Origin of the sequence: Actinokineospora pegani (genome assembly GCF_009745975.1) — a bacterium.
Lineage (GTDB): Bacteria > Actinomycetota > Actinomycetes > Mycobacteriales > Pseudonocardiaceae > Actinokineospora > Actinokineospora pegani.
Genome location: NZ_WHOL01000126.1, coordinates 36100 through 48657, shown reverse-complemented (window position 1 = coordinate 48657; position 12558 = coordinate 36100). Strand labels below are relative to the sequence as shown.

General features: G+C 74.1%; 11 protein-coding genes. 8 read left to right on the top strand and 3 right to left on the bottom strand.

Going from position 1 to position 12558, the window contains the following annotated elements; all coding sequences use genetic code 11:
* The first annotated feature begins 70 nt into the window (after window positions 1-70).
* The 8 genes from GCL84_RS28100 (at window position 71) to GCL84_RS30775 (ending at window position 10078) form a co-directional block, all read left to right on the top strand.
* Entirely contained in the window at window positions 71-715 is a 645-nt protein-coding gene (locus GCL84_RS28100; RefSeq protein WP_235926806.1) for an HNH endonuclease family protein, read from the top strand.
* Between the two features lie 412 nt (window positions 716-1127).
* Complete coding sequence (locus GCL84_RS28095) at window positions 1128-2609, top strand: ATP-binding cassette domain-containing protein (protein WP_156758588.1); 1482 nt, start codon at window positions 1128-1130, stop codon at window positions 2607-2609.
* A 455-nt stretch (window positions 2610-3064) separates the two neighbouring features.
* Window positions 3065-3160, top strand: coding sequence for a K(+)-transporting ATPase subunit F (kdpF, locus tag GCL84_RS28090; protein ID WP_156758587.1), 96 nt, complete (start codon window positions 3065-3067; stop codon window positions 3158-3160).
* Entirely contained in the window at window positions 3160-4773 is a 1614-nt protein-coding gene (gene kdpA / locus GCL84_RS28085) for a potassium-transporting ATPase subunit KdpA (protein ID WP_156758586.1), read from the top strand. The genes kdpF and kdpA overlap by 1 nt, the downstream gene beginning before the upstream one ends.
* Window positions 4770-6809, top strand: coding sequence for a potassium-transporting ATPase subunit KdpB (gene kdpB / locus GCL84_RS28080; RefSeq protein ID WP_156758585.1), 2040 nt, complete (start codon window positions 4770-4772; stop codon window positions 6807-6809). Before kdpA ends, kdpB begins: the two co-directional genes overlap by 4 nt.
* A 3-nt stretch (window positions 6810-6812) precedes the next feature.
* Window positions 6813-7355, top strand: coding sequence for a potassium-transporting ATPase subunit C (locus GCL84_RS28075; RefSeq protein ID WP_156758584.1), 543 nt, complete (start codon window positions 6813-6815; stop codon window positions 7353-7355).
* Window positions 7342-9795, top strand: a complete 2454-nt coding sequence (locus GCL84_RS28070) for a sensor histidine kinase (protein WP_156758583.1) — start codon at window positions 7342-7344, stop codon at window positions 9793-9795. The genes GCL84_RS28075 and GCL84_RS28070 overlap by 14 nt, the downstream gene beginning before the upstream one ends.
* Before the next feature lie 151 nt (window positions 9796-9946).
* Window positions 9947-10078 (top strand): hypothetical protein, encoded by a 132-nt coding sequence (locus GCL84_RS30775; RefSeq protein ID WP_268891430.1) that lies wholly within the window; start codon window positions 9947-9949, stop codon window positions 10076-10078.
* A gap of 652 nt (window positions 10079-10730) precedes the next feature.
* Here the strand turns inward: GCL84_RS30775 and GCL84_RS28060 are convergent.
* The 3 genes from GCL84_RS28060 to GCL84_RS28050 all read right to left on the bottom strand — a co-directional run bounded on the left by GCL84_RS28060 (window position 10731) and on the right by GCL84_RS28050 (window position 12525).
* On the bottom strand, window positions 10731-11027 hold the full coding sequence (locus tag GCL84_RS28060; protein ID WP_156758581.1) for a putative T7SS-secreted protein: 297 nt from the start codon (window positions 11025-11027) through the stop codon (window positions 10731-10733).
* Window positions 10981-11172 carry a hypothetical protein gene (locus GCL84_RS28055; protein WP_156758580.1) on the bottom strand — a complete coding sequence of 64 codons (192 nt, stop codon included), beginning with the start codon at window positions 11170-11172 and terminating at the stop codon, window positions 10981-10983. The genes GCL84_RS28060 and GCL84_RS28055 overlap by 47 nt, the downstream gene beginning before the upstream one ends.
* Before the next feature lie 117 nt (window positions 11173-11289).
* Complete coding sequence (locus GCL84_RS28050; protein WP_235926803.1) at window positions 11290-12525, bottom strand: lipase family protein; 1236 nt, start codon at window positions 12523-12525, stop codon at window positions 11290-11292.
* Between the last annotated feature and the right edge of the window lie 33 nt (window positions 12526-12558).

Here is a 12558-nt window from a genome sequence, read left to right as displayed (position 1 = left end):
GCCGACCCCCCTCACACGATCGGGGGACGCATGGGCGACCATGCGGTGGTCGAGCGGAGAGGGGACGGGGTTGGCGCAGCGGGCGAAGTCCAAGCAGACCAGGTGGCTGTCGGCGCTGCTGGCGGTCATCGTGCTGGCGGCCACGATCCTGTGGTCGACCTGGGGCGCCGACGAGCCCGCGGGCGTCGACGCCCAGCAGGCCCGCGACCAGCTCGCCCGGCTGGTCGTCGCCGAGGAGGACACCGGAAACCCCTACGACCGCGACGACTGGCCGCACTGGTCCGCCCAGGGCGAGAGCTGCGACACCCGCGAGGAGGCCCTCAAGCGCCAGGGCGCCGAGGTCCGCACGGGCGCCGCCTGCAAGGTCGAGAGCGGCTCGTGGACCAGCCTCTACGACGGTGTGACCATCACCAACGCCCGCGAGGCCGACCTCGACCACGTCGTCCCGCTCGCCGAGGCCAACCGCTCCGGCACCCGGCACTGGACCCGCGAGCAGCGCAAGGCCTTCGCCAACGACCTCGACCAGCTCCTGGTCGTCTCCGCCCGCTCCAACCGCCAGAAGGGCGACCAGGACCCGGCGAAGTGGCTGCCCGACGCCTCCCACAGTTGCGAGTACGCGGTGAAGTGGGTGGCGGTGAAGAGCAAGTACGAGCTCACCGTGGACCGGGCCGAGCGCGAGACCCTGGACTCCCTGCTGGCCCGCTGCCCTCGCTGAGCCGCTGCCCTCGCTGAGCCGCTGCCTGGGGGCGCCCTGGAGTTGTCCACAGGCTTGATCGACTTCGCGGTGTCGATCGGGTGAGACCGGTAGAATGGGCTGAGGGCCGCCCCCAGTGGTGCGGTGGGGTTTGGTGCGGTGGGGTTTGGTGCGGTGGGGTTTGGTGCGGTGGGGTTTGGTGCGTATGTGTGGCTGGGTGGGGGAGTGGCGGGTGTGGGGGGCGTGGGTAATTCGGTGGTGGGGGGTCAGGGGCCTGGGTAGGGTGGGGGCATGAACATCAGATTCATGAGGTTGCGCAACCGCCGCTGACGGCGGTGCGTTGGCGATCTGTGTCCTGCTCCGTCGTCCCGGTCCTTGGCCGGGCGGCGATAGTTGTGCTGCCCGGCTCCCTTCCGAGCCGCGGAGCCCCCTCTTGTCTACCTTTGAGCACTCGTCCCACCTGCGCGCCGAGGGCGTCACTGTCGTGCGTGGCGCGCGTGAGGTCCTCACCGATGTCTCCGTGACCGTCTCGACACGGTCGCGGTTGGCGGTCGTCGGGGAGAACGGGCGTGGCAAGTCCACGTTGTTGCACGTTCTGGCGGGCCTCCTCGAGCCCGACCACGGCGCGGTCCACCGGGTCGGGTCCTTCGGCCTGGCCCAGCAGGCCATGCCCGCCCGGTCCGGCGAGACCGTCGGCACCCTGACCGACGAGGCGCTGGCCGATTCCCTGGCGGCCCTGGCCGCCCTCGACACCGCCACCGCCGACCTGGCCGAGGGGCGGGCGGGCGCCGACGAGCGGTACGCCGCCGCGCTCGACACCGCCACGCGGCTCGATGCCTGGGACGCGGAGCGGCGGGTCGACGTCGCGTTGGCGGCGCTCGACGCGTGTCCGGACCGGGGGCGGCCGTTGGCGACGTTGTCCGTCGGGCAGCGCTACCGGGTCCGGCTGGCATGCCTGCTGGGGGCGCGGCAGGACCTGCTGCTGCTCGACGAGCCGACCAACCACCTCGACGCGGACGGGATCGCCTTCCTCACCCAGCGGGTGCGCGAGCACCCCGGCGGGGTCGCCCTGGTCAGCCACGACCGGACCCTGCTGCGTGAGGCCGCCACCGAGTTCCTCGACCTCGACCCGGCGCAGGACGGCCGGGCCCACCTGTACTCCGGCGGCTACGACGCCTGGCAGGACGCCCGGCGCCGGGCGCGGGAGCGGTGGGCCCAGGAGTACGCCGACCAGCGGGCCGAGCGCGACCGGCTCGCCACCGCCGTCGACGCCGCGCGCGGGCGGTTGAGCACCGGGTGGCGGCCGGACAAGGGTGCGGCCAAGCACCAGCGCCAGTCCCGGGCGGCCGGGGTGGTGCAGGCGTTCAACCGGGACCGGGCCGCGCTGGAGGCGCACCGGGTGACCGTGCCCGCGCCGCCGCCCTCGTTGACCTTCCCCGCCCTGAAGCCCCGCAGGGGGACCCTGCTCACCGCCGAGGGGGTCACCATGGGCGGCAGGCTCGACGCCCCCGTGTCGCTGGTGCTCGAGGCGGGCGACCGGCTGCTGGTCACCGGGCCGAACGGGGCGGGCAAGTCGACGCTGCTCGCGCTGCTGGCAGGCGCCCTCGACCCCAGCGCGGGCAGCGTGCGCCACCACGGTGGGGCCCGGGTGGAGATGATCGCCCAGGAGGTGCCCGACGACCTCGCGGGCGCACCGCTGTCGCTGGGCCAGCAGCGCCGCCGCCACCTGGGCGCCCGGCTAGCGGGCCACCCGGACGTGCTCATCTTCGACGAGCCGACCAACCACCTGTCGGCAACGCTCGTCGACGAGTTGACCGAAGCCCTGCGCGGCACGCCCGCCGCCGTCGTCGTCGCCACCCACGACCGGCAGTTGCTGGCCGACCTCGCCGACTGGCCGCGGCTGCGCCTGGGGTAGGGCGTGTCCGCGACAGCCGCGCCAGGACGACCGCTGGCGGCGCCGCTGCCCCCGCCCCGTTTCGACCACGCGGACGATGGACGCCGCGATGCGGCCGCCCTCGGTCCCGTCGCCGACAGCCTCCTCGAACGCCCCGGCCAGGTTGACCGGCCTGGTTCCCGTGCGACGACGAGCACGGCGTCGGGCAGGGTGCGGTTGCCGAAGGTGTTCTGCTTGCCGGTCGGCATGCTGGGCCGTCAAGGAGTCGTAAAGATCCCGGGCAGGCGCGTCAAGAGCCCGTTCTGACCCCTTCAGCCGCTGGTGGCCGTGCCGGAGTGTCCTGCTCCAGCGGCCACCAGCGGGGTGGGCGCGCAGACAAGTGGGAGCAGGTGCGGCGTGGCTGACATGGCCTACGCGGTGCTCATCGTCGCGGTGTTCGCCGGGTTGGCGCTCATCGTCCGTGGGCTGGGGCGGTTGTGAGCGGAGTGCTCGGTGACGTCATCGGCGGGGTGGTGGCGCTGGGGTTGCTGGCGTACCTGTTCCTCGTCCTGCTGCGGCCGGAGAGGTTCTGATGTGGGCGGGCCTGGCGCAGGTGGCGCTCGTGCTCGCGGCGCTGGCGGTGGTCTACCGCCCGTTCGGTGACTACATGGCGCGGGTCTACACCAGGGCGGACCACTCCCGCGCCGAGTCGGCGGTCTACCGCGTGACCGGTGTGGACCCGCGCTCCGAGCAGAACTGGGGCACCTACGCGTTCGGTGTGCTGGGGTTGTCCCTCGTCGGTGTCGTGGCGCTCTACCTGTTGCAACGGCTGCAACCGCTGCTGCCGTTGGACTTCGGTCGCGGCGCGGTGGAGCCCGCGATGGCGTTCAACACCGCCGTCAGCTTCGTGACCAACACCAACTGGCAGTCCTACGTGCCCGAGGAGGTCATGGGGCACACCGTGCAGGCGGTCGGGCTCACGGTGCAGAACTTCGTCTCCGCCGCCGTGGGCCTGGCGGTGGCTATGGCACTGGTGCGCGGGTTCGTCCGCGTCGGCACCGACCGGCTGGGCAACTTCTGGGTCGACCTGGTGCGCGGCACGATCCGCATCCTGCTGCCGGTGGCGTTCGTGTTCGCGCTGGTGCTCATCGCGACCGGCGTGACGATGAGCCTGCGCGGCGGTGTCACCGTTGACGGTCAGACCATCGCGCAGGCGCCGACCGCGAGCCAGGAAGCCATCAAGGTGCTCGGCACCAACGGCGGCGGGGTCTTCAACGCCAACTCCGCGCACCCCTTCGAGAACCCCAACGCCTGGTCCAACCTCGTCCAGGTCTTCCTGATCCTGCTCATCCCGGTCTGCCTGACCCGCACCTTCGGCACGATGGTCGGCGAGCGCCGCCAGGGCCACGTCCTGCTGGGCGTGATGGGCGCGCTCTGGTCGGCCATGCTGGCGCTCATCTGGGCGGCCGAGGCGGCCGGGACCCGCCCGCTGGAGGGCAAGGAGCTGCGGTTCGGCATCGCGGGGTCGTCCCTGTTCGCCAACACGACCACGGGCACCTCCACGGGCGCGGTCAACTCCACGCACGACAGCTACACCGGCCTCGGCGGCGGCGGGGCGCTGCTCAACATGCTCCTCGGCGAGATGACGCCGGGCGGGGTGGGCACCGGCCTCTACAGCATGCTCGTCATGGCGGTGATCGCGGTGTTCCTGGCCGGGCTGATGGTCGGCCGCACGCCCGAGTACCTGGGCAAGAAGCTGGGGCGCAAGGAGGTCACCGCCGCCGCGGTGTCCATCCTGGCCGTGCCGACGGTCCTGCTGGTCGGCGCGGGCGTCGCCGCCGCCCTGCCCGGCACCGCGGACGCGCTGGCCAACGACGGGCCGCACGGCCTGTCCGAGGTCCTCTACGCCTACGCGTCGGCGTCGAACAACAACGGCAGCGCGTTCGCGGGCATCACCGCCACCGGCGACTGGTTCCAGGCCTCGCTGGGCGTGTGCATGGCCGTGGGCCGGTTCGTCCCCATGATCGCCGTCCTGGCGCTGGCCGGGTCCCTCGCCGCGCAGCGCGGGGCCCCGGTCACCGCGGGCACCCTGCCCACCACCGGGCCGCTGTTCGCGTCCCTGCTCGGCGGCGTGGTCGTCCTCGTCGCCGCGCTGGCCTTCGTCCCCGCCCTCGCCCTCGGTCCCATCGCGGAGGCCATGCTGTGAGCACCGTCCTCGACCCCCCGCCGACCCGGGCCCTCGCCGCGCGCCAGGTCGCCGCGGGCGCGTTCCACCCCCGGCAACTGCTGGCCCGCGCGCCGGACGCGCTGCGCAAGCTGCACCCGCGCCACCAGGTGCGCAACCCGGTCATGTTCGTGGTCTGGGTCGGCTCGGTCCTGGTCACCGCCTTCGCGGTCGCCGACCCGAGCGTGTTCACCGCCACCGTCGCGCTGTGGCTGTGGGCCACCGTGCTGTTCGCCAACCTGGCCGAGGCCGTCGCCGAGGGCAGGGGCAAGGCGCAGGCCGACTCGCTGCGCCGGACCAAGACCGGCGCCGTGGCGCGGCGGCTGCGCGCGGACGGGGCCGAGGAGCGGGTCCCGGGCGCGGACCTGCGGGTCGGCGACCGGGTCGTGGTCGAGGCCGGGGAGCAGGTGCCCGGCGACGGCGACGTCGTCGAGGGCATCGCCACGGTCGACGAGTCGGCGATCACCGGCGAGTCCGCGCCGGTGGTCCGCGAGGCCGGGGGAGACCGGTGCGCGGTCACCGGCGGCACCACCGTGCTCTCGGACCGGATCGTCGTGGAGATCTCCACCAAGCCGGGCGAGTCCTTCGTGGACCGGATGATCGCGCTCGTCGAGGGCGCGCGGCGGCAGAAGTCGCCCAACGAGATCGCGCTGACGATCCTGCTGTCCACGCTGACGGTCATCTTCCTGCTCGCGGTGGTGGCCCTGCAGCCGTTCGCGGCGTTCTCCGGCGGCAAGCAGTCGGTGGTCGTGCTGACCGCGCTGCTGGTCTGCCTCATCCCCAGCACCATCGGCGCGCTCCTGTCGGCGATCGGCATCGCGGGCATGGACCGGCTGGTGCAGCGCAACGTGCTCGCCACCTCGGGCAAGGCGGTCGAGGCCGCGGGCGACATCGACACCCTGCTGCTGGACAAGACCGGCACCATCACCTTCGGCAACCGCCGGGCCACCGCGCTGCACCCGGTCGACGGCGCCGCCCTCGACGAACTCGCCGCCGCCGCCCGGCTGTCCAGCCTGGCCGACGGCACCCCGGAGGGGCGCAGCGTCGTCGCGCTGTGCGCCGCGGACCACGGGCTGCCCGCCGAGCCGTCCGCGCACGAGAAGACCGGGGGGTTCGTGCCGTTCTCCGCCCAGACCAGGATGAGCGGCGTCGACCTCGACGGCCGCCGGGTCCGCAAGGGCGCGGCGAGCGGCTTCGCGCTCAGCGGGGCCGCGCGGGCCGTGGTCGACGAGGTCAGCGCCGGGGGCGGCACCCCGCTGGTGGTCGCCGTCGACGACCGGGTGCTCGGCGTGATCCGGATGTCCGACGTGGTCAAGCCCGGGATCGCCGCCCGGTTCGCCGAGCTGCGCTCGATGGGCATCCGCACGGTCATGGTCACCGGCGACAACCCGCGCACCGCCGCGGCCATCGCCGCCGAGGCCGGGGTCGACGACGTCCTCGCCGAGGCCCGGCCCGAGGACAAGGTGGCGCTCATCCGCCGCGAGCAGGCGGGCGGGCGGCTGGTCGCGATGACCGGCGACGGCACCAACGACGCCCCCGCGCTGGCCCAGGCCGACGTCGGCGTGGCGATGAACACCGGCACCTCGGCCGCCAAGGAGGCCGGGAACATGGTCGACCTGGACTCCGACCCGACCAAGCTGATCGAGGTCGTCGGGATCGGCAAGCAGTTGCTGATCACCCGGGGCGCGCTGACCACCTTCAGCCTCGCCAACGACCTGGCCAAGTACTTCGCCATCCTCCCGGCCATGTTCGCCGCCGTCCACCCGCAGCTCGGCGGGCTCGACGTGATGGGCCTGGCCACGCCGGAGTCGGCGATCCTGTCGGCGGTGGTGTTCAACGCGCTGGTCATCGTGGTGCTGATCCCGCTCGCCCTGCGCGGCGTGCGGTACCGGCCCACCAGCGCGGGCGCGCTGCTGCGGCGCAACCTGCTGGTCTACGGCGTGGGCGGCGTCGTGGCGCCGTTCGCCGGGATCTGGCTCATCGACCTGCTCGTCCGCCTCATCCCCGGAATCGGGTGACCCGTGTCCACCTTGTCCAAGCAGTCCCTGGCGGGCCTGCGCGTCCTGCTGGTGCTCACCGTGATCACCGGCGTGCTCTACCCGGCGTCGGTGTGGGCGGTGAGCCGGGCGCCCGGCCTGCACGCCAACGCCGAGGCCGTCGGCACGACCCTGGTCGGCGTCGACCGCGAGGGCGACCAGTGGTTCCACACCCGGCCGTCGGCGGCGGCGCCGCCCGCCTCCGGCGGGTCGAACAAGTCCGAGGTGGACGCCGACCAGACCGCCGTCGTCGCCGAGCGCCGGGCCGGGGTCGCCCGGCGGGAGGGCGTGGCCGGGGACCGGGTCCCGCAGGACGCGGTCACCGCGTCGGCGTCCGGGCTGGACCCGCACATCAGCCCCGCCTACGCCGAGCTGCAGGTGCCCAGGGTCGCGCGGGCCAGGGGCGTGGACGAGCACCGGGTGCGCGCGCTGGTGGCCGAGGCGACCAGCGGGCGCGGGCTCGGTCTCGTCGGCGAGGTGACCGTGAACGTCACCCGGCTCAACCGGGCCCTGGATGCGCGGGGCTGAGGTCCGGGCGCAGAATCACCCGGTGGGCAAACGCGGTGAGCTGCGCATCTACCTCGGGGCCGCGCCCGGCGTCGGCAAGACCTTCGCCATGCTGGGCGAGGCGCACCGGCGCCGGGAGCGCGGCACCGACGTGGTCGTCGGCCTGGTCGAGGCGCACGGGCGGGCCAAGACCGCCGAGCTGGTCGCCGGGCTCGAGGTCCTGGCGCGGCGCGGGGGCGAGCTGGACCTCGACGGGCTGCTGGCGCGGCGGCCCGAGGTGGCCGTGGTCGACGAGCTCGCGCACACCAACGCCCCCGGCTCCCGCAACGCCAAGCGCTGGCAGGACGTCGAGGAGCTGCTCGCCGCCGGGATCGATGTCCTCTCCGCGGTCAACGTCCAGCACCTGGAGTCGCTCAACGACGTCGTCGCCCGCATCACCGGCGTCGCGCAGCGCGAGTGCGTCCCCGACGCCGTGGTCCGCCGGGCCGAGCAGATCGAGCTGGTCGACCTCACCCCGCAGGCGCTGCGGCGCAGGCTGGCCCACGGCAACGTCTACGCCGCGGACAGGGTCGACGCCGCGCTGGGCAACTACTTCCGCGTCGGCAACCTCACCGCGCTGCGCGAGCTGGCGCTGCTGTGGGTCGCCGACCAGGTCGACGTGGCGTTGCAGCGCTACCGGGCCGAGCAGGACATCACCGAGACCTGGGAGGCCCGCGAGCGCGTCGTCGTCGCGGTGACCGGCGGCCCGGAGAGCGAGACGCTGATCCGCCGGGGCAGGCGGGTCGCCCAGCGCGCCGGGGCGGAGCTGCTGGTGGTGCACGTGCTGCGCGGCGACGGGCTGGCGAGCGCGTCACCGGAGGTGGTGGCCCGCTGCCGCCGCACCGCGCTGGACCTGTCGGCGACCTTCCACCCGGTGGTCGGCGACGACGTGCCGACCGCCCTGCTCGACTTCGCCCGCGGGGTCAACGCCACCCAGCTCGTGCTGGGCACCTCCCGCCGCTCCCGGCTGGCCCGCGCCCTGGACGAGGGCGTCGGCGCCGCGGTCATCGCCGCCTCCGGGCCCATCGACGTGCACATGGTCACCCACCCGCGGGCCCGCCGCGCCCGCGCCCGGCCGCCGGGCCGGACCCGGGTGCTGGGCTGGGTCCTGGCCGTCGCGCTGCCCGTGCTGGTGACGGCGGCGGGCCTGCTCTGGCGGTCGTGGGCGGGCTACCCCACCGACCTGGCCGCGTTCATCCTGGCCGCGTGCGCCGTGGCGGTCGTGGGCGGCATCGGGCCCGCGGTGCTCTCGGCCGTGCTCGCCGCCGGGCTGCTCAACTACTTCTTCACCCCGCCGTACCGCAGCCTGGCCGTCGCGGGCCCGGACAACGTCGTCGCCCTGGTGGCGATGGTCGTCGTGGCCGTGCTCGTGGCGGCGGTGGTCGACCGCGCCGCGCGGCTGGCCGCGCAGGCCGCGCGCGCCCGCACCGAGGCGGCGCTGCTGGCCTCCTACGCGCGCACCGTCCTCATGGCCGACGACCCCGTGGCCCGGCTGCTGGAGAAGGTGCGGGAGAACTTCGCCATGGACGCGGTCGCCCTGCTCGAACGCCGCGGCGGCGCGTGGACCCGGGTCGCGGGCGACGAGGCGGCGGCGGAGTCCGATGTGGACGTGGCGGTCACCGACGACGTCCGGCTCGTGCTGCGCGGCCGCACCCTGCCCGCCCGCGACCGGCTGGTCCTCGAGGCCGCCGCCCGCCAGGCGTTCCTGGCGCTGCGCCAGCAGCGGCTCACCGAGGAGAAGGCGCAGGCCCAGCGCCGGGCCGCCGACACCGAGCTGCGCACCGCCCTGCTGTCCTCGGTCGGCCACGACCTGCGCACCCCGCTGACGTCGATCAAGGCGGGCATCGGCAGCCTCCGCGACCCCGACCTGGTGCTGAGCGGGTCCGACGTGGCCGAGCTGATGGCAGGCGTCGAGGAGTCGGCCGACCGCCTCACCGCCCTGGTCGACAACCTCCTGGACTCCTCCCGCCTGGCCACCGGCGCCGTCCGCCCCGCCCTGCGCCCCACCGGCTACGACGAGGTCGTGGCCCGGGCCCTGGCCCCCCTCGCCGCCCCGGTCTCGGTCTCCGTGGCCGAGGACCTGCCCCCGGTCCTGGCCGACGTCGGCCTCCTGGAACGGGTCATCGCCAACCTGGTCGACAACGCCCTGCGCCACGGCCGCACCACCGTCGCCCTGCGGGCCAGCGCCCACGGCCCCCGGGTGGAGCTGCGCGTCGTCGACCACGGCCCCGGCCTGCCGCACAAGACCGCCGACGAGGCGTTCGAGCCGTTCCACCGCCTGGGCGACCGCTCCACCACGGGGACGGGCCTGGGGCTGAGCGTGGCCAAGGGGTTCGTCGAGGCGATGGCGGGCGAGATCCGTCTGGAGGACACACCGGGCGGCGGCCTGACCGTCGTCGTGGCGCTGCCCGCCGCCGCTTGAGCCACCCGGGCCGGTCTTAGGACAGCACCAGCGGTGGCGACCCGATCGACCACGCCGCCGCCACGGACCCGGCCGCGCCTGCCGGGGGCAGGCGATGGTGAGCTTGGTCAGCAGATCGGGGTCGCTGAGGTAGCGGTACTCCGGGTCGGGGGTGAACTGCGCCAGCACCTCGGCCAACTGGTCGCGCTCGGCGGGGGTGACCGGGATCCGCCGCTTCACCAGGCTCGCGCTCACCATGTCCACCAGTTCGGCCCACTCGCCCGCCGCGCTCAGCGACCGGTAGCCCGCCACCCGGTCGGCGGGCAGCCGATCAGCCAGCGCCTCGAGCAGTTCGCGCGTCTGGTTGTGCAGTTTGACCAGGTCCACCGTGTTCCTCCGCTACTCCGGGTTGCCGTTCTCGTCGTTGAAGATCACGCCGTCGCGGGTGCCGGTGACCCGCCACCGGTCGTTGTCCTGCTGGACCGGTGGGGAGTCCGGGTCGCGGGCCACGTCCTCGACGTTGTCGATGCTCTCGTCGTCCCAGCGCTCGGGGAACTCCGTCTTGTTCGGCGACCCCGTGTGCGGGGCGTGGCCGCCGCCGACCCGCCCGTCTCCAGGACCTCCCTGCCCACATCGCCCACCGCGTCGATGACGCCGCTGACCGCCTCGCCCGTCGCCCGCACCGCCCCGCCGACGAAGTCCGCGACCGCGTTCACCGCCGACTCGAGCAGGCCGCGCTCCTGGGGCGCGGCCTGTTGCACCTGGTCGACGACCTCTGCTGCCTCGTCGTCGGCACGCACCTGGTCGCGGGCCTGCGCCAGCACCCGCCGGGCCTCGGCCCGGCCCGGCTCGCCGGGGTCGTCGAACGGGCCGGGGTCGTGCTCGCGGCGGGCCTGCGCTCAGCCCGGTCCCACGCCAGCGCCGCCTCCTCGGCCCGCTCGTGCGCCCAGGCCGGCTTAGCGCCGCGGCGCGTCCCGGGCGTTGTCGAACGACTCGCCGCAGGTGACCCAGCGCCGCGGCTCCTCGTCGAAGTGGTCGCGGAACCGGTCGGCCGCCTCGCCGGTCCAGCCGCCGTCGTCGATCGCGCGCAACCCGTCGCCCACCCGGCCCGGCGCCTCGCCGAAGCGCTGCATCCCCGTCGCTGTGGCCCGCAGCGCGGCCGGGTCGCCGGGGACCAGCTCCCGGGGGTCGCGCGACTGCCCCAGCTCAGCCAGGCCCGCCTCGGTCGTCTCGTACTGGGCGGCGGTGTCCACCAGGCGCCGCGCCGTCTACCCCGCCGTCTGCCAGCAGGTTCTCCACACCGACCTGCCAGCGGTCGCAGAAGTCCTCCAGCACCTCCGCGAGCCGCTCGTGCCCCACCGCGTCGGAGTCGAGGTCATCGACCTCGCCCGCGTCCATCGCCGGATCAGCTCGAACACACCCTCGCCCGCGCCCCGGGGGGCCCGGAGAAGACGTGTCCCCCGCCGGGAACCCGGCGGGGGACACGTCTACCGATCCAGTTGGCTCAGGGGTGAATCAGCAGTTGTTCCTGGGGGCCTTGCCCGCGAAGCGGTCCGTCAGGAACTTCTCCACGTCGTGCGAGGCGAAGGCCATGGTGGTCACGTGCTCGCCGAGGAACGGGCCCCACTGGACCTTCACGCCTGCTTCGCAGTAGTCCTTGCGCAGGGTCTCGGCCTGCTTGAGCGGGATGATCTCGTCGACCAGGCCGTGGTAGAGGAAGACCGGGGCGCTGGGCTTGGCCGAGCCGAGCTTGTTCTCGGCGAGCTTGGCCTGCCACTCCGGGGTGTTGAGCGGGTTGGTGGTGGTGTAGTCGGAGATCTTCTGGAACGCGTAGCCGAAGACCGCGTCGACGCAGACGCCCTGCTTGGTCTCGTAGAGTTCCTGGCCCTTGTCGTTGAGGTACTTCGGGAGGTCCAGGTCCGGGTAGGCGGAGTTGAGGCCCAGCGAGGCCAGGAGCAGGAAGCCGAAGCCCAGGCCGCCGTCGAGGAAGTTGGCGACCTCGGTGAGGTCGGCGGGGACACCGCCCGCGGCGATGCCGACGACGTTGAGGTCGGGGGCGTAGGTCGGGGCCAGTTCACCGGCCCAGGCCGCGCCGCCGCCGCCCTGGGAGTAGCCGGCGAAGGCGATCTGGCCGCCGGGGGCCAGGCCCGCGGCGGGCAGGCGGGTTGCGGCGCGGGCGGCGTCGATGACCGAGCGGCCCTCGGACTGGCCGACGACGTAGGTGTGGGTGCCCGGGGTGCCCAGGCCCTCGTAGTCGGTCGTGGCGATCGCGTAGCCCTTGTTCAGCAGCGGGTCGGTGAAGGGGGCCTCGTAGTCGAGGTACTTCGACGGCGCGCAGGAGTCGCCGATGCCGCGGGTGCCAGGGGCGGTGGAGATGATCGGGCGCGGCCCGTTGCCGGTCCACGCCTTCTTCGGCACGAACACCCGCCCGGACACCGCGATCGGCTGGCCGGTGGCCGACTCCGAGCGGTACAGCACCAGGTAGCCCTTGGCGTTGGACTTGTCCGCGATCTGCCGCCACCAGATCACATCACCGTTTCCACCCGGCGGCAGCGGGGTCGGCGGGGTGTAGAACGCGTCGCCGACGGGACCCTGCGGCGGCTCGGCGGCCTGGCTGACCGGCGCGGCGGACACCGTGGCGAACACACCGACAGCCGCGGGAACGGACAACGCGGTCACGACCGCGGCGACCACAGGCCACCGCCGCGCCCCGCCCTCGGACTTACGGAAAAACCGGGACACTGGCCTCACGGGAACTCCTCGTCGAGCCTGTCTGACCTGGGG